The sequence below is a fragment of the Halorubrum sp. F4 genome (genome assembly GCF_027257195.1).
Lineage (GTDB): Archaea > Halobacteriota > Halobacteria > Halobacteriales > Haloferacaceae > Halorubrum.
In genome coordinates this window covers 213,508-229,194 of sequence record NZ_JAPDFS010000003.1, presented here as the reverse complement: position 1 = coordinate 229,194, position 15,687 = coordinate 213,508, and the positions used below count along the sequence as shown (strand labels likewise).

At 68.1% G+C, this 15,687-nt stretch carries 18 protein-coding genes; 15 read left to right on the top strand and 3 right to left on the bottom strand.

Going from position 1 to position 15,687, the window contains the following annotated elements:
• From OKW78_RS09530 to OKW78_RS09470, 13 genes are all read left to right on the top strand, one after another.
• Complete coding sequence (locus OKW78_RS09530; protein ID WP_112077502.1) at positions 1–393, top strand: 30S ribosomal protein S8; 393 nt, start codon at positions 1–3, stop codon at positions 391–393.
• A gap of 2 nt (positions 394–395) precedes the next feature.
• Complete coding sequence (locus tag OKW78_RS09525; RefSeq protein WP_281194945.1) at positions 396–929, top strand: 50S ribosomal protein L6; 534 nt, start codon at positions 396–398, stop codon at positions 927–929.
• Position 930: 1 nt separating this feature from the next.
• Positions 931–1,635 carry a 50S ribosomal protein L32e gene (locus OKW78_RS09520; RefSeq protein WP_281194944.1) on the top strand — a complete coding sequence of 235 codons (705 nt, stop codon included), beginning with the start codon at positions 931–933 and terminating at the stop codon, positions 1,633–1,635.
• Positions 1,628–2,089 (top strand): 50S ribosomal protein L19e, encoded by a 462-nt coding sequence (locus OKW78_RS09515; protein ID WP_281194943.1) that lies wholly within the window; start codon positions 1,628–1,630, stop codon positions 2,087–2,089. The genes OKW78_RS09520 and OKW78_RS09515 overlap by 8 nt, the downstream gene beginning before the upstream one ends.
• A complete protein-coding gene (locus OKW78_RS09510; RefSeq protein ID WP_122106341.1) occupies positions 2,089–2,646 on the top strand; it encodes a 50S ribosomal protein L18 in 558 nt (185 codons plus the stop codon). The genes OKW78_RS09515 and OKW78_RS09510 overlap by 1 nt, the downstream gene beginning before the upstream one ends.
• Positions 2,639–3,286, top strand: coding sequence for a 30S ribosomal protein S5 (locus OKW78_RS09505; protein WP_122106342.1), 648 nt, complete (start codon positions 2,639–2,641; stop codon positions 3,284–3,286). The genes OKW78_RS09510 and OKW78_RS09505 overlap by 8 nt, the downstream gene beginning before the upstream one ends.
• Positions 3,286–3,750, top strand: coding sequence for a 50S ribosomal protein L30 (locus OKW78_RS09500; protein WP_281194942.1), 465 nt, complete (start codon positions 3,286–3,288; stop codon positions 3,748–3,750). Before OKW78_RS09505 ends, OKW78_RS09500 begins: the two co-directional genes overlap by 1 nt.
• Positions 3,747–4,244, top strand: a complete 498-nt coding sequence (locus tag OKW78_RS09495; protein WP_281194941.1) for an uL15m family ribosomal protein — start codon at positions 3,747–3,749, stop codon at positions 4,242–4,244. Before OKW78_RS09500 ends, OKW78_RS09495 begins: the two co-directional genes overlap by 4 nt.
• A 2-nt stretch (positions 4,245–4,246) precedes the next feature.
• Positions 4,247–5,725 (top strand): preprotein translocase subunit SecY, encoded by a 1,479-nt coding sequence (secY, locus tag OKW78_RS09490; RefSeq protein WP_281194940.1) that lies wholly within the window; start codon positions 4,247–4,249, stop codon positions 5,723–5,725.
• A gap of 221 nt (positions 5,726–5,946) precedes the next feature.
• Entirely contained in the window at positions 5,947–7,074 is a 1,128-nt protein-coding gene (locus tag OKW78_RS09485; protein WP_281194939.1) for a tRNA (guanine(26)-N(2))-dimethyltransferase, read from the top strand.
• A 48-nt stretch (positions 7,075–7,122) separates the two neighbouring features.
• Positions 7,123–8,499 carry a YihY/virulence factor BrkB family protein gene (locus OKW78_RS09480; protein WP_281194938.1) on the top strand — a complete coding sequence of 459 codons (1,377 nt, stop codon included), beginning with the start codon at positions 7,123–7,125 and terminating at the stop codon, positions 8,497–8,499.
• Positions 8,500–8,506: 7 nt separating this feature from the next.
• Positions 8,507–9,475, top strand: coding sequence for a phosphatase PAP2 family protein (locus OKW78_RS09475; protein ID WP_281194937.1), 969 nt, complete (start codon positions 8,507–8,509; stop codon positions 9,473–9,475).
• A 26-nt stretch (positions 9,476–9,501) separates the two neighbouring features.
• Positions 9,502–10,479, top strand: coding sequence for a calcium/sodium antiporter (locus OKW78_RS09470; protein ID WP_281194936.1), 978 nt, complete (start codon positions 9,502–9,504; stop codon positions 10,477–10,479).
• Between the two features lie 59 nt (positions 10,480–10,538).
• Here OKW78_RS09470 and glnA read toward each other — a convergent pair whose 3' ends face one another.
• On the bottom strand, positions 10,539–11,909 hold the full coding sequence (gene glnA / locus OKW78_RS09465) for a type I glutamate--ammonia ligase (RefSeq protein ID WP_281194935.1): 1,371 nt from the start codon (positions 11,907–11,909) through the stop codon (positions 10,539–10,541).
• A 126-nt stretch (positions 11,910–12,035) separates the two neighbouring features.
• Between glnA and lrp the strand changes: the two genes are divergently transcribed.
• Positions 12,036–12,497, top strand: coding sequence for an HTH-type transcriptional regulator Lrp (gene lrp, locus OKW78_RS09460; RefSeq protein ID WP_122106361.1), 462 nt, complete (start codon positions 12,036–12,038; stop codon positions 12,495–12,497).
• A 63-nt stretch (positions 12,498–12,560) separates the two neighbouring features.
• On the opposite strand, the gene OKW78_RS09455 is transcribed toward lrp, so the two are convergent.
• Positions 12,561–13,835 carry an amidohydrolase gene (locus tag OKW78_RS09455; RefSeq protein ID WP_281194934.1) on the bottom strand — a complete coding sequence of 425 codons (1,275 nt, stop codon included), beginning with the start codon at positions 13,833–13,835 and terminating at the stop codon, positions 12,561–12,563.
• A 140-nt stretch (positions 13,836–13,975) separates the two neighbouring features.
• Here OKW78_RS09455 and OKW78_RS09450 point away from each other — a divergent pair, with 140 nt between their 5' ends.
• Positions 13,976–14,395, top strand: a complete 420-nt coding sequence (locus OKW78_RS09450; protein ID WP_281194933.1) for a hypothetical protein — start codon at positions 13,976–13,978, stop codon at positions 14,393–14,395.
• Positions 14,396–14,446: 51 nt separating this feature from the next.
• Here the strand turns inward: OKW78_RS09450 and OKW78_RS09445 are convergent, their stop codons facing one another.
• Positions 14,447–15,679, bottom strand: coding sequence for a nitrate/nitrite transporter (locus tag OKW78_RS09445; protein WP_281194932.1), 1,233 nt, complete (start codon positions 15,677–15,679; stop codon positions 14,447–14,449).
• Positions 15,680–15,687 lie beyond the last annotated feature (8 nt).

Sequence of the window (15,687 nt, the reverse complement as noted above, 5' to 3'; positions counted from 1 at the left end):
ATGACAGGAAACGATCCATTCGCCAACGCACTCGCAGGCGTGGACAACGCCGAGAGCGTTGGCCACCTGTCGTACACGGTAGAGCCCGCTTCGAACATCATCGGCTCCGTCCTCGAGGTCCTCTACGACCGCGGGTACGTCGACGGCTTCGAGTACGTCGACGACGGGAAAGCCGGGAAGTTCGAGGTCGAACTGAAAGGCGCGATCAACGAATGTGGCGCCGTCAAGCCCCGCTACTCCGCGGGCGCGGACGACTTCGAGAAGTGGGAGAAGCGATACCTCCCCGCCCGTGACTACGGGACGCTCATCGTCACGACGAGCCACGGCGTCATGAGCCACTACGAGGCCCGCGAGGAGGGCATCGGTGGCCAAGTGATCGCATACGTCTACTAACAATGAACAGAGTCGAAATCGAGATTCCGGACGACGTCTCCGCCGAGACCGATCACCTCGAACTCACCGTCGAGGGTCCCAACGGGAGCGTCACGCGACGCCTCTGGTACCCCGACGTCGACGTGTCGGTCGAGGACGGTGCGATCGCCATCGCCACGGAGAACGAGGACGCGAAGACGAACGCCACGGTCGGCACCTTCGAGAGCCACGTCTCCAACATGATCCACGGCGTGACCGAGGGATGGGAGTACACGATGGAAGTGTACTACGCCCACTTCCCGATGCAGGTCGACGTGGACGGCGACGAGGTCGTCATCGAGAACTTCCTCGGCGAGAAGGCGCAGCGACGCACCCCGATCCGCGGGGACACGGACGTACAGATAGACGGCGAGACGGTCACGCTCTCGGGCTCCGACAAGGAGGCCGTGGGCCAGACCGCCGCCGACATCGAACAGCTGACCAAGGTGACCGACAAGGACACGCGCGTCTTCCAGGACGGCGTGTACATCGTCGAGAAGCCGACCGGAGGTGCCTGACATGGCCGAGGAACTCGAAGACATCAGCGGCGTCGGTCCCTCGAAGGCGGACGCCCTTCGAGCGGCCGGCTACGAGACGGTAGAGGACGTGAAGGCCGCCTCCCAGTCGGAGCTCTCCGAGGTCGACGGCGTCGGCAACGCGCTCGCCGCGCGTATCAAAGCCGACGTCGGCGGTCTGGAGGTCGACGAGGAGGCCGAAGCGGAGATCGAAGACGAGACCGACGAGGAGGCCGCGGAGGCCGAACCCGACGAGGAGGTCGAAACGGAGCTTCGTCCCCGCGGCCACGCCGACAAGACGCCGGAACTGGACGAGGAGACCGCTCGCGCGCTCGCACAGAAGCACCGCGAGGGGAAACCGCAGTTCAACCGGCAGGACTACCACAAGAAGAAGCGGATCCCGACGTCGTGGCGCAAGCCGCGCGGCGGGCTCTCCAAGCAGCGCCGCCGCATGAAGGCGAAGGGTCCCGTCGTCGAGGCGGGGTTCCGCTCGCCGACGGCGTCGCGCGACCTTCACCCGAGCGGCTTCGAGGAGGTCCGTGTCCACAACACGGACGACCTCGAGGGCGTCGACGGCGACACGCAGGCGGTGCGGATCGCCTCGAAGGTCGGCGGACGCAAGCGCGAACTGATCGAGGACGAGGCGGAGGAGCGCGACATCCGCGTGTTGAACCCGACCTACGTCGAGGTGGAGGTGGACGATGAGTGACCTGAAGGCCCAGAAACGGCTGGCTGCGGACGAACTCGACGTCGGCAAGGGCCGCGTCTGGCTCGACCCCGACGCCCAGGAGGAGATCGAGGACGCGATCACCCGCGAGGACGTTCGCGAACTCATCGACCAGGGCACGATCCGCGCGAAAGAGGCGAAGACGAACTCCCGCGGTCGGGCCCGCGAGCGCGCGGAGAAGCGCTCGTACGGCCACAAGACCGGTGCCGGCTCCCGGAAGGGGAAGGCCGGCGCGCGACAGAACACCAAGGACGACTGGAAGGCGCGGATCCGCGCACAGCGGGCGCGCCTGAAGGAACTCCGCGACGAGGAGGACGTCCTCGACGCCTCCGAATACCGCACGCTCTACAACAAGGCGAGCGGCGGGGACTTCGAGGACGTCGCCCGTCTGGAGGCGTACATCCGGACGCAGTACGGATACGAGGTGACGGAATAATGGCGACAGGACCACGATACAAGGTGCCGATGCGGCGCCGCCGAGAGGTCCGGACGGATTACCACCAGAGGTTGCGCCTGCTGAAATCGGGCAAGCCTCGCCTGGTCGCCCGGGTGAGCAACGCTCACGTCAGGGCGCAGCTGGTTACCCCCGGACCCGACGGCGACGAGACCCACGCGGCCGCCTCCAGCGAGGACCTCGCTGACTACGGCTGGGACGCCCCGACGGGCAACCTCCCCAGCGCGTACCTCACGGGGTACCTCGCGGGCGCCCGCGCCGTCGAGGCCGGCCTCGAGGAGGCCGTTCTCGACATCGGGCTCAACACGGCGACGCCCGGCAACAAGACGTTCGCGGTACAGGAAGGAGCGATCGACGCGGGCCTCGAGATCCCCCACAACGACGACGTGCTGGCCGACTGGTCGCGCACGCGAGGCGAGCACATCGCCGCGTACGCCGAGCAGCTCGACGAGCCGCTGTATTCGGGGGAGTTCGACGCCGGCGAGTTACCCGAGCACTTCGATTCCGTGCTCGACGAGCTACAGGAGGACCATGAGTAGACACAACGACGGCTGGGAACCGCGAACGCGGCTCGGCCGCAAGGTACAGGACGGCGACGTCACGTCGATGGAACAGGCGCTCGACTCCGGGCTCCCGCTGAAGGAGGCCGAGATCGTCGACCAGCTCCTTCCGGGGCTCGAAGACGAGGTGCTGGACATCAATATGGTCCAGCGCATGACCGACTCCGGCCGGCGCGTGAAGTTCCGGTGTGTCGTGGCGGTGGGCAACCGCGACGGCTACCTCGGCTACGCGCAGGCACGGGACGACCAGGTCGGCGGCGCGATCCAGAAGGCGATCGACGTCGCGAAGCTGAACGTCATCGAGGTCGACCGCGGCTCCGGGTCCTGGGAGGACCAGCCCGGCGGCACGAACTCGCTGACCCGGACGGCGAAGGGGAAGGCCGGCTCCGTCACCGTGGAGATCAAGCCCGCCCCGCAGGGACTCGGGCTGGCCGCCGCGGAGACGGTGCGGAACATCCTCGAGCTCGCGGGCGTCGAGGACGCGTGGACGAACTCCGACGGCAACACGCGAACGACGGTGAACCTCGCGAAGGCGACGTTCAACGCGCTGGAGAACGCGGCACAGTCCCGCACGCCCCAGCACGCACGGCAGGTCCACTACGACGAGGTGAGCGAGTGATGCAGGCGATCGTTCAGCTCCGCGGTGAGGTCAACGTGAACGAGGGCGTCGTCGACACGCTCGACATGCTGAACGTCGGGCGCGTCAACCACGCGACGTTCGTTCCGGAGACCGACTCCTACCGCGGCATGATCACGAAGGTGAACGACCTCGTCGCCTTCGGCGAGCCGACCGTCGAGACGGTGGCGGCCACCATCGAGCGGCGCGGCGAGCCCCTCGAGGGCGACGCCGACGTCGACGACGACTGGGTCGCGGAACACACCGACTACGACGACGTGGCGGCGCTTTCGGACGCGATCGTCGCCGAGGAGACGACGCTGCGCGAGCAGGGTCTCTCCCCGACGCTCCGTCTTCACGCCCCGCGCGGCGGTCACGACGGGATCAAACACCCGATCGTGGAGGGCGGCGAACTCGGTCGCCACTCCACCGAGGAGATCGACGCGCTTCTGGAGGCGATGCGATGACCGACAAGAAGCGCCGACAGCGCGGCTCCCGGACGCACGGCGGCGGCACGCACAAGAACCGGCGCGGTGCCGGTCACCGCGGCGGCCGCGGTGCCGCCGGTCGCGCGAAACACGAGTACCACAACTACGGACCGCTCGGCAAATACGGCTTCAAGCGCCCCGAGGACTCGCAAACCGCGGTCCTCGAGGTCAAAGCCCAGAAACTCGACGAGGACGCGGCGCTGTACGCCGCGGAGGGTCTCGCCGAGGAGGACGGCGACGCGTACGTCATCGACGCCCGCGACGTCGTCGACGACGGCTACGACGCGGACGTGGTGAAGGTGCTCGGCGGCGGACAGGTCCGCCGCGAGCTCCACGTCACCGCCGACGCGTTCACGGCCGGCGCGGTCGAGGGGATCGAGTCCGCCGGCGGCGAGGCGACGCTCTCCGAGCGCGCCGAGGAGGCGTCGGACGGATCAGAAAACACTTCCGACGACGAGACTGACGAGGCGTAACGATGAGTTGGAAGGAGGTCGCCGAACCGGTGCTCTCGCGGATGCCCGTCGTGGAGCGACCCGCGGGTCACGTCCCGTTCCGGCGCAAGCTCATGTGGACGGCGGGGATCCTGCTCGTCTACTTCTTTTTGACCAACATCAATCCGTTCGGCCTGGCGGCCGAACAGGGGAGCGACTTCTTCGGACAGTTCCGCTCGGTGTTGGCCGGGGAGTCGGGCTCGCTGTTACAGGTCGGTATCGGTCCGATCGTCACGGCGTCGATCGTGTTACAGCTGCTCGGCGGCGCGAACCTGCTCGGGCTCGACACGGACGACCCGCGCGACCAGGTCCTCTATCAGGGCCTCCAGAAGCTGCTCGTGATCATCGTCACCGCGCTCACGGCCGCTCCGATGGTGTTCACCGGCGAGTTCCTTCCAGCCGATCAGGCCGTCGGACAGGCGCTCGGGATCGGCGAGTTCGGCGTCGAGGTACTGATCTTCGCGCAGGTCTTCGTCGGCGGCCTCCTCATTCTGTTCATGGACGAGATCGTGAGCAAGTGGGGCGTCGGCTCCGGCGTGGGGCTGTTCATCATCGCCGCCGTGAGCCAGCAGATCGTCGGGGGCTTCTTCAGCTTCTCGGCGCTCGGCGCGCCCGGCTTCTTCGCGAGCTGGTACGGGATCGTCTTCGGTGACGTTCCCGTCTCACTGTCGCCGTTCACGGCCGAGGGGCTCCAGAACTTGCTTTTCGAGCCCGGAAACGTTCTGGCGCTCTTCACGACGGTGTTCATCTTCGGGATCGTCGTGTACGCGGAGTCGGTCCGCGTCGAGATCCCGCTGTCACACGCCCGCGTGAAGGGTGCCCGGGGCCGCTTCCCGGTGAAGCTCATCTACGCGTCCGTCCTGCCGATGATCCTCGTTCGCGCGCTCCAGGCGAACGTCCAGTTCCTCGGGCAGATCCTCTCCTCGCAGTGGGCGGGGATGCCGGCGTGGCTCGGTACCTACAGCGACCAGGGACAGCCTCTTTCGGGACTGTTCTACTACCTGAACCCGATCCAGTCGCGAACCGAGTGGATGTGGTTCCTCGGGGAGATCCCGGCGTCGGTCGAGCCGTGGATGATCGCCGTTCGGCTCGCCATCGACCTCACGTTCATGGTCGTCGGCGGGGCGATCTTCGCGATCTTCTGGGTCGAGACCACCGGCATGGGGCCGGAGGCGACGGCGAAGCAGATCCAGAACTCCGGGATGCAGATCCCCGGGTTCCGCCGGAACCCGCAGGTCGTAGAGAAGGTGATGGAACGATACATCCCGCAGGTGACCGTCATCGGTGGGGCACTCGTCGGGCTGCTCGCCGTGATGGCGAACCTGCTCGGCACCATCGGGCAGGTCTCCGGGACCGGCCTGCTGCTCGCGGTCTCGATCACGTACAAGCTGTACGAGGAGATCGCGGAGGAGCAGCTCATGGAGATGCATCCGATGATGCGCCAGATGTTCGGCAACGAGTAACGAACATCTACACTCCTTTACGTTCTTTCGCGGCACCGAGCAACCGCTTCGTCGTTGAGAGCCTCACCGGACTGGAGGGTCTTCGAACGGGGATCGGGTCGAAGACGAGGCGTGACTACGGACGTTCCAGAGATCCACGGGACCACCCGTGGAGGACGAATGACGCTCACCCGTCGAATCCGGAGCGCGGCCCTTTTGTCCCGCATCGACCAACTCGAAGTATGGACATCGAGGAGGGTGGGCTCACGGTGGAGGTCCCCGAGGCTCGCGACGGCGCGAGCGAGGGGACCGGCGGCGGCGTCTTCTTCAATCCCACACAGGAACTGAACCGCGACGTCACCGTCGCGACCCTCCGCGCCTACCGCGAGCGAGAGCCGCGCGCGGCGACGTATCTCGACGCGATGGCCGCCTCGGGGATCCGGGGCGTACGCGCGGCCGCCGAGGGGTACGACGTGACGTGTGCCGACGTCGACTCCGACGCGGTCGAGTTGGCCGACCGAAACCTCGCCGACAACGACCTCGAGGGCGAGGCCGTCCACCGCGACGTCAACGCGCTGTTGTACGACGACGGCCCGTTCGACGTGGTCGATCTCGACCCGTACGGAACGCCGATCCCCTTCGCCGACGCCGCGTTCGCGAACGCGCGGAACCTCGTCTGTGTCACCGCCACCGACACCGCGCCGCTCTGTGGTGCCCACCTGAAAAGCGGGATCCGCAAGTACGGCGCGGTACCGCGGAACACCGACTACCACCCGGAGATGGGGCTTCGAACGCTGATATCGGCGCTCGTCCGAACCGCCGCGCGGTACGACAAGGCCGCACGCCCGATCGTCTCGCACGTCTCGCGCCACTACGCGCGGACGTATCTCGAACTCGAGTCGGGCGCGCGCGCGGCCGACGACGCGATAGACGAGCTCGGGTACGTCGACGGCTGCGAGGACTGCCTCTGGCGGGAGCCGACGCACGGCCTGATCGCGGACCCGGTCGGGGAGTGTCCCGTCTGCGGGAGCGACCGCGTGCTGACGGCCGGGCCGCTCTGGCTGGGGCCGGTCGCCGACCCCGCGTTCGCCCGGTCCGTCCGCGAACACGTCACGGACGACATGGGCGAGGCGAAGCGCGCCCGGAAGCTGCTCGGAACCGTCGCGCGCGAACTGGACACGCCGACCCACTACGACCAACACCGCCTGTACAAGGAGTGGAGCGAGCCGGCGATCGGCATGGACGAGTTCGTCGACCGGCTTCGTGGAGCCGGGTACGAGGCGAGCCGCGCCCACTACCGCGGGACCGCCGTCAAGACGACGGCGTCGATCCCGGAGATGCGGGAGGTCGTGCTCGATAGCGAGACGTAGGTCCCGAAATCCCGCGCGTTTTTGTCTCCGTCGACCGAATCGATCCGCGTGACTCGACACCCGACATCCGGGCTCGCCAGGGCCCGTCTCGTCTTCGACGCCGCACGGGACCAGCAGGTGACGTTCCTGGCGGCCGGCGTCGCGTACTACGCGTTCGTCTCGCTCGTCCCGGCGCTGTTGTTGCTCCTCGTCGTCGCCACCACCGCTTTCGGGGACGCCCTCGCGACCGAGTTGCTCGAATCCGTGGGAGGGTTCCTGACCCCCGCGGGCGAGGAGGCGATCGGCGGTGCCGTCGCGTCCGCGCAGGGACGTGCGGGCGCCAGCCTCCTCGGGGTCGCCGTCCTGCTCTGGTCGACGCTGAAGGTGTTCCGTGGGCTCGACACCGCCTTCATCGAGGTGTACGGGATCGAAGAGCGGGTGGGCTTCCTCGAACAGCTGACCGACGCGGGGTCCGTCGTGATCGGGATCGGCGTCGGGATCACGGCCATGCTCGTGGTTGGAGCCGTCGCCGCAGCCGTCGACGTCCCGCTTCTGGCGTCCGCGAGCGTCCTCGCGCTGCCGGTGATACTCACCGTCGTCTTCCTTCCGATGTACTACCTGCTCCCGGACCCCGAGGTGACGCTCCGCGAGGCGCTTCCCGGCGCGGTCTTCGCCGCCGCGGGGTGGACCGTCCTCCAGGCCGGGTTCCAGGCGTACGCCGCGACCGCCGGGCAGTATCAGGTGTACGGCGTCGTCGGCGGGGTGCTCCTCCTCGTCACGTGGCTGTACGTCGCTGCGATCATCGTGATCGTGGGGGCGGTGATCAACGCCACGCTGGCGGACGGACCGACGGGGGGTCCGGCGGACGGTCGGGCCGCCGATTCGACGGACGGTTCGGCGGCCGGTTCGGCTCCCGACCGGAGCACGGACCGGCAGTTACAACACGGCCGCGGTCGACGCACGGATATGAACGGAGAGGCGGATCGCGGCGGGGGCGACGGCGGCGCGGAACGTTCCCCCGAGGAGTCCCGCGGCGACGGCGACGGGGACGAGGAGGAGTCTCCCCGCGGGGCGCCGGACGTCGCCGCCCTCGAGGCGGAGGTCGGTCGGCTTCGAGCGCGCCTCGAGGAGTTCGAGACCGACGTGGAGGAGCGCACGGTCGACAAGCCGGCACTGGAGTCGGAGCTGAAACGCTACGTCCGCTCGCGGATGCGGCGCGGCCACGCCCGCGGCTGGGGGCCGTACCTCGTCCTGCTGTACGGGACGGTGCTGACGCTCGGCGCGTTCACGTTCCTGAACGGGATCTACGCGATCGCCGCGATGATCGTCCTCGGGCTGTCGACGCTGGGGCTGTACACGCTCTTCGTCCTCGTCGGCGTCGGACTCAATCTGATCGAGACGCCCGGAAAGGCGCTCGACTACGCCCGTAACCGGGGGGACGACTGACCGGACCGTGACCGGGATCGTTCCCACGGAACGCGGCATCGGCGGGACCGCCGCCGCCGACGCGCTTCCCGAACTCGTCGTGGTGGTCTTCGCGGCCGTCACCCATCTCGCGGACCCGTGGTTCCTGTTCGCCGCCCTGGCGATCGCCTACTGGTTCGCGGGAGACCGGCTCGCGACCGCGCCGCGTCGGGCGGGCGCGGTCGCGATCGCGGCGGTCACCTGTGCGTACGCCGCGACCGCGCTCGGAAAGGCGTGGTTCGCGGTCCCCCGCCCGCCGGGCGCGATGCCCCCCGCGGACGTCCCCATCTGGCTCCCCGGACTGGTCGCCGGTTGGTACGAGGCGCAGGTGCTCTCCGACGGCTTCGGCTTCCCGAGCGGGCACGCGACGGGGGCGGCGGCGGCGTACGGCGCGCTCGCGTTGCTGTACGACCGGGTCTGGACCGCGAGGCGACGGCTGCTCGCGGGTGGCGGCGTCGCGGTCGCCGTGGCCGCCTCGCGGGTCGCCATCGAGGTCCACTACGTCGTCGACGTCGTCGCCGGCCTCCTCGTCGGCGCGGGCGTCGTCGTCGGGGTGCTGGGGCTCGCGGGCGACGCGCGGTTCCGTGGTTTCGGGGTCGACCGTGTAGTCGGCGGATCCGAAATCGACCCGACTCCGGCGTTCCTGCTGGCGGCGGCCCTCTCCGTCGTGGCGGCCGGGGTCGCGGCGGCGGGCGGTCACACCGGCGAGGTCGTCGAGGCCGGCATCGGGATCGCGACCGGCGTCGGCGGCGCGGTCGGCTGGCTGCTCGTCGACGGCGACGAGCCCGCGGTCCCCGTCCGGATCGCGGTCCCGGCGCTCGCCGTCACCGGGAGCCTGTGGGTCGGCGCGTACGCGCTCGCCGGTTCGCTCGCGGTCACGCTGATCGCGACGACCGCCGCCGTCGTCGCCGTCGTCGCGCTGCCGGCGCTCCCGGAACGGTTCGGCTGGACCGCTTAAGACGCCTCCCCTCGTCACACCGGACGATGGTCGGCTCATCCTTCGTCGACGTCGCGATCATCGCCGCCACCGTGTTCGGCCTGTGGGTCGGCGCACGGTCGCTCGTGGACGCGGTGGTCCGGCTCGCACGTCGGTTCGGCGTCTCCGAGCTGACGATCGGGTTGACGATCGTCGCGATGGGGACGTCGACCCCGGAGCTGGTCGTCTCGATCGACGCCGCGTTCGCGGGGCTCGGCGACGTCGCCGTCTCGAACGTGATCGGCAGCAACGTCTACAACCTCGCGTTCATCCTCGGCGTCGTCTCGCTCATACGGGTCGTCCCAGTCGAGCGATCGCTCGTCCACCGCGACGGGATCGCGCTGGTGATCGCGACGCTCGCGGGCGTCTGGGCCGTCGCCGACGGCGTCGTCACGCGTCCGGAGGGACTGGCGCTCGCCGTCGGGTTCGCCGCGTACACCGGCCATCTCCTCCGTGACGAACGGGGCGGTTCGTCGATCGACACGGTGTACCCGGACTCGCGCGTGACCGAGACGCTCGCCGGTCGCGCCCGCTTCCGCGGCCGCGACGCCGTTCTCCTGGTCGGCGGGCTCGCACTCGTGCTCGTCTGCGGTCACTTCATGGTTGAGGCGGCCACGTCGCTGGCGCGCGACGCCGGGATCTCGGAGTGGGTCATCGGCGGGACGGTCGTCGCCGCGGGGACCTCGACGCCGGAGCTCGCGGTGTCGCTCGTCGCGATGCGGGAGGGGCACGTCGGGATGTCCGTCGGCAACGTCGTCGGATCGAACCTGTTCAACGTCCTCGGAATCCTGGGCGTGGCGGCCGCGCTCCGGCCGTTGACGACGAGCGGTGCGGCCGTCGAGACCGGACTCTGGCTCGTGGTCGTGACGGTCCTGATGGTCGCCGCGCTGTGGACCGGCCGCCGACTCTCGCGGATCGAGGGCGCGCTGTTCGCGCTCTCCGAGGGTCTCCGATGGGTCCTCGGGCTACTGCGGATCTTCGGGTGACGCGGACGCGTCGCTGACGGGTCGAAAAAAGGAAAATCGGAGTCGGAGGTTCGACGCCCTCAGAACGTCTCCAGGTAGCGGTCCTCCTCCCACTCGGACACCTGGGTGAGGTACTCGCTGAACTCCTGGGATTTGGCCTCCGCGAACTTCTCGGAGACGTGCGGGCCGAGGGCGTCCTGGACGACCTCGTCGGCCTCCAGCGCCTCGACGGCCGCGCCGAGGTTCGGCGGGAGCGTCTCGATGCCGTACTCCTCGCGTTTGGCGTCGTCGAACTCGTAGATGTCCTCGCGCACCGGGTCGCCGGGGTCGGCGTCGGTCTCGATCCCGTGGAGTCCGGCGGCGATGAGCGACGCCATTCCGAGGTAGGGATTACACGACGGGTCCGGACTGCGGACCTCGAACCGGGCGGAGACGCCCGCGGCGTCGGGGACGCGGACGAGCGCCGAACGGTTCGTGTCGGACCACGCGACGTAGATCGGCGCCTCGTAGCCGGGCACCAGCCGCTTGTAGGAGTTCACGGTCGGGTTCGTGACGGCCGTGAACGCCTGTGCGTGGTTCAGGATGCCGCCCATGAACTGGTAGGCGGTCTCGCTCAGGTTGAACTCGTCGTCGTCGTCGGCGAAGGCGTTGCCGTCCTCGTCGAACAGCGAGATGTGGCTGTGCATCCCCGAGCCGTTGATCTCGGCGATCGGCTTGGGCATGAACGTCGCGTGGAGGTCGTGTTGGGCGGCGACCGCGCGGACGACCGCGCGGAACGTCGCGATGTTGTCCGCGGTGGTGAGCGCGTCGTCGTACTTGAAGTTGATCTCGTGTTGCCCCTCGGCGACCTCGTGGTGGGACGCCTCGATCTCGAAGCCCATCTCCTCCAGGGTGAAGATGATCTCCTTGCGGACGTCGCTCGCGAGGTCCTTCGGCGCGAGGTCGAAGTAGCCGCCGTTGTCGTGGGGGATCGTCGTCGCGTTCCCCTCGTCGTCGGTCTTGAACAGGAAGAACTCCGGCTCGGGACCGATGGAGACGGAGTATCCCATGTCGTCGGCCTTCTCGAGGACGCTCTTGAGCACCTGGCGTGGACCGCCGACGAACGGCTCGCCGTCCGTGTCGACGATGTCACAGATGAGGCGAGCGGCGGCGGAGTCGTCGTCGCCGTCGCTGCGCCACGGCAGCACCGTGAACGTCTCGGGATCGGGGACGAGCCGCATGTCGGACTCCTGGATGCGGACGAACCCCTCGATCGAGGAGCCGTCGAAGTAGATACCCTCGGTGAACGCCTTCTCGGCCTGGTGGGCCGGCACGGAGACGTTCTTGACGACGCCGAGGATGTCGGTGAACTGGAGCCGCAGGAAGTCGACGTTCTCCTCGTCGATCTCGTCGAGTACCGCCTGTTCTTCGGCCGTGAGGCCGCCGTCCGGTTTCGCGTGGTCGCCGGTCATGTTTTGGACAGTTACCTCGTTATCTGCCAGTATAAAGGCCTTGTCGCTTGACGCATGAACCGCCGAGTCCCCGAAAAGAGTGGACGTTCGTAAAATTCTAAACCCCCCAAACCGTGATCGAACCCAATGACGTACGAAAACCTCGACGCCAAACTCGTGAACTCGCTTCTCGGAAACGGCCGTGCCAGTCTCCGCAGCCTCGGTGACGAGCTCGACGTCTCCGTGACGACCGTCTCGAATCACCTCCGCGACCTCGAGGACGAGGGAGTCATCCGCGGGTACAGCCCGATCGTCGACTACGACAAGCTCGGCTTCGACGTGACCGCCATTCTCCAGCTGAAAGTGGAGGGAAGCGCGCTCCCGGACGTCACCGAGAAGCTGCGCAAGCAGAAACAGATGATAAGCGTCTACGAGGTCACGGGCGACTACGACGTGATCGCGATCGGGAAGTTCACCGACACCGACGGTATGAACGACCAGATCAAGGAGATCCTCACCGACGCCGACATCCGCGAGTCGAACACCAGCGTCGTGCTCAACGCGGTCACCGAGAACAAGCAGTTCGAACTCGACCTCAACGAGGAGTAGACGGACGATACGGACGGTAGACGCTCTTCGCGGGGCGCGATCGACGTGACGAAGCGGTCCGACCTAGCTCTCCGCGAGACGCCGGACCGCGTCCGTGATCACGTCGACGCCGAGATCGATACACGCCTCGTCGACGTCGAAGTACGCCGTGTGATGGCCGTCCGGGTTGCTCCCGCCGACGCCGAGGTACGCCGCCGTCCCGCCGCGCTCCTGGACGCGCCGGATCAGGTAGGAGGCGTCCTCGCTGCCGCCGAACTCCTTCGTTATCACCGACTCGACGCCGTCGGTCGCGTTCGCGGCCGACTCGACGACCTCGACGACCGCGTCGTCGTTCTCGAACGTCGTCGTCTTCCCGTAGAGGCTCGTCTCGTACGTCACGTCGTGCATCGTCGCCGCGCCGTCGACGACCTCGCGGGTCCGTCCGAGCATGTACTCGTTGAGGTCGTGGGTCTCGCCGCGGACCTCGACGCGCATCGTCGCCTCCTCGCAGATCACGTTCTGGGCGTTGTCGGCGTTGACCCGCCCGACGTTGATCCGCGTCGCGCCGTCGCCGTGTCTGGCGATGCCGTAGAGGTTGCCGATCGCCGCCGTGGCGGCCTGCAGGGCGTTCCGCCCCGCGTGGGGCTGGCCGCCGGCGTGGGCCGGCGCGCCCGAGAACGCCACGTCGAGCTTGGCGTTCGAGAGCGGTCCGTCGTAACTCGAGACGATCGTCCCGACGGACTCGTCGAGTCCGACGTGGACCGCGAGCAGGTGGTCGACGTCGTCGAGGTGGCCCGATTCGGCCATCGGCTTGCCGCCGCGGCCGCCCTCCTCGGCGGACTGGAAGAAGAGTTTGAGGGTGCCGTCGAAGTCGCCCTCGGTGAACGCGCGGGCGACGCCGAGCCCGATCGCGGCGTGGGCGTCGTGGCCGCAGGCGTGCATCTCGCCGGGATGGACGCTCGCGAACCCCTCGGCCGCCGGTCGGTGGTCGTCGTCCATCGCCTCCTGACGCTCCAGCGCGTCGATGTCCGTGCGGAGCCCGATCGTCGGTCCGTCGCCGAACGTCCGGGTCGCGATCACGCCGGTGACGTCGTCCATCCGATCGAGATACTCCTCGGGCGCGCCCTCCTCGCGTGCGCGCTCGCGAGCCGCGGCGACCTCGTCTGACGGGGGAACGCCCATCCGCGAGTCGAGGTCGACGGTCTCCTCGCCGAGGAACACCTCGTAGCCGAGCGCTTCGAGTTCGGCCGCGAGAAGCGCCGAGGTTCGGAACTCCTTCCAGCCGGCCTCCGCGTGTCGGTGGAGGTCTCGGCGGATCTCGGAAAGCGAACTGTCGGCGAACGTCGTCAGTGGCTCCATACCCGTCCCCTCCGGGCCGAGCGGAAAAAGCGTTGAGTAAACGGAGAAACGCGCCTCGGCGGGCGACGGCCGGCTCGCGGAAAGACGTTCTCGTAGAGAAAACGTTATGAAACGCTCGGAAGATCGATGTCGACGAATCCATGACACGCGCGCTGAAGGGTTCCGGATTTCTCGGACTGGCGGTCATGATGGCCGTCGGGTTACACCAGTTCGTTATCGTCGCGGGCGGCAGCCCCGTCCCGCCGTGGATGATCGGCGGACACGCCCACCTCGGGGTGCTCTCAATCCTCGCGATCGTGATGGGGTTCGCCGTCCCCGCGCTCGGCGTGACCGGGAACGTACGAACCGCCGTGACCGTGCTCTTCATCGCCGGCCAGTGGGGGATCCCCGGGATCGTCTGGCTCGGCGAGGGGTTCGGCCTGACGTTCCTCATGCCGACCGGGTTCCTCTGGGGCGGCGCGCTGATCGTCTCGATGCTGATCATGTTCTACTACTCGGTGACGGGGCCGGCCGACGCCGGGGGCGGCGGTTCCTCGAGCTTCGCGCCCGGGGACGACTGAAGCATCGGAAGAAGGGGATCGGTCGACTGCGGAGCCTCCGTCGAAACGACGTCAGGATCGCCGCGATTCGGGAGCGGACACGGAAACGACGAGTCCCATCGCCGTCAGGACGGTCGCATAGGCGAACGCGAGCAGGTACGACCCGGATAGTTCGATCAGTTCCCCCGCGACGATCGGTGCGCTGAACGCCCCCGAGATGCCCGCCGTCGTGACGAACGCCAGCGCCGTCCCGCTGACGTCGGCGTCGACACTCTCCTGAACGTAACTGTAGACGACGCCGAAGGTGAGTTGGATGACGAACCCCGCGACGACCAACGCGGCAACGATGAGCGCGAGCCATCGGGTTCCGGCGATGAGGACGACCAGCGGCAGGGAGACCAGGAACGCGGCCTGGAGGACGGGAACCCGCCGCTGGCCCAACAGTCGGTCGGAGATGAACCCGCCGCCGGCCCGCGAGAGAACGCCCATCGCGGGAAACACCGCCGCGAGGAGCCCACTCAGTTCGGCCGACAGAGCGAACTCCTCCGTCAGATACGAGGGCAGCCAGCTGTTCATGAACAGATAATACGAGTACGCTGCGAACGCCATCGCGGAGGCGTACCAAACGATCCGATGCTCCGAAACGATCGAGAAGTTGGCGCCGACCGAGGCGGTGTTCGTGGGTGGAGTAACCGGGAGCCCCCGTATCCCGACCGTAACGAGCGCGAACGCCAACCCCGCAGCGAGTCCCGTCAGGAGGAAGTTCGATTGCCATCCGACCGCCGCAGAGACGTGTGGGACGGAAAGCTGACCGAGAGCGAAACCCGCCGGCGCACTCGTGAGGAAGACGCCGATCGCCGTTCCGCGGTTCGCCGCCGACACCGCCCCTCCGATCAAGTTCGTTGACGCCGTCCAGATGACGCCGACGGCGACGCCGGCGGCCAGTCTCGTTCCCATGAGGGGAAGGAACGCCCCGTCCAGGGCCGTCCACCAACTTCCGATCCCGGCTAGGACGACGATGACGGTGCCGATCCCGATCATCCGGTAATCGCCGAGCCGATCGATCCACACGCCGAGCACGAAGTTGGTCACCGCCCAAGAGGCGGGAACGGCACTCACGAGCCAGATCGCTCGTGCCTCGCTCGTGCCGAGATCGCCGGCGACAACGCCGAGAACGCTCGCCGGCGTGATGACGTAATAGTGAGTCGCCGCGGTCAACAGCCACGTCCCGAGGAGACACCAAGCGAAGGGGCGATCGTCAGCGAACGAGCGGCGGGCCTTCATCGCCAATGCCGTTGATCCCATTGGAAGAG

Bases quoted from the DNA above. Each gene is read 5' to 3' on its own strand.
- OKW78_RS09530 (WP_112077502.1), top strand. From the start codon at position 1: ATGACAGGAAACGATCCATTCGCCAACGCACTCGCAGGCGTGGACAAC.
- OKW78_RS09525 (WP_281194945.1), top strand. From the start codon at position 396: ATGAACAGAGTCGAAATCGAGATTCCGGACGACGTCTCCGCCGAGACC.
- OKW78_RS09520 (WP_281194944.1), top strand. From the start codon at position 931: ATGGCCGAGGAACTCGAAGACATCAGCGGCGTCGGTCCCTCGAAGGCG.
- OKW78_RS09515 (WP_281194943.1), top strand. From the start codon at position 1,628: ATGAGTGACCTGAAGGCCCAGAAACGGCTGGCTGCGGACGAACTCGAC.
- OKW78_RS09510 (WP_122106341.1), top strand. From the start codon at position 2,089: ATGGCGACAGGACCACGATACAAGGTGCCGATGCGGCGCCGCCGAGAG.
- OKW78_RS09505 (WP_122106342.1), top strand. From the start codon at position 2,639: ATGAGTAGACACAACGACGGCTGGGAACCGCGAACGCGGCTCGGCCGC.
- OKW78_RS09500 (WP_281194942.1), top strand. From the start codon at position 3,286: ATGCAGGCGATCGTTCAGCTCCGCGGTGAGGTCAACGTGAACGAGGGC.
- OKW78_RS09495 (WP_281194941.1), top strand. From the start codon at position 3,747: ATGACCGACAAGAAGCGCCGACAGCGCGGCTCCCGGACGCACGGCGGC.
- secY (WP_281194940.1), top strand. From the start codon at position 4,247: ATGAGTTGGAAGGAGGTCGCCGAACCGGTGCTCTCGCGGATGCCCGTC.
- OKW78_RS09485 (WP_281194939.1), top strand. From the start codon at position 5,947: ATGGACATCGAGGAGGGTGGGCTCACGGTGGAGGTCCCCGAGGCTCGC.
- OKW78_RS09470 (WP_281194936.1), top strand. From the start codon at position 9,502: ATGGTCGGCTCATCCTTCGTCGACGTCGCGATCATCGCCGCCACCGTG.
- glnA (WP_281194935.1), bottom strand. From the start codon at position 11,909: ATGACCGGCGACCACGCGAAACCGGACGGCGGCCTCACGGCCGAAGAA.
- lrp (WP_122106361.1), top strand. From the start codon at position 12,036: ATGACGTACGAAAACCTCGACGCCAAACTCGTGAACTCGCTTCTCGGA.
- OKW78_RS09455 (WP_281194934.1), bottom strand. From the start codon at position 13,835: ATGGAGCCACTGACGACGTTCGCCGACAGTTCGCTTTCCGAGATCCGC.
- OKW78_RS09450 (WP_281194933.1), top strand. From the start codon at position 13,976: ATGACACGCGCGCTGAAGGGTTCCGGATTTCTCGGACTGGCGGTCATG.
- OKW78_RS09445 (WP_281194932.1), bottom strand. From the start codon at position 15,679: ATGGGATCAACGGCATTGGCGATGAAGGCCCGCCGCTCGTTCGCTGAC.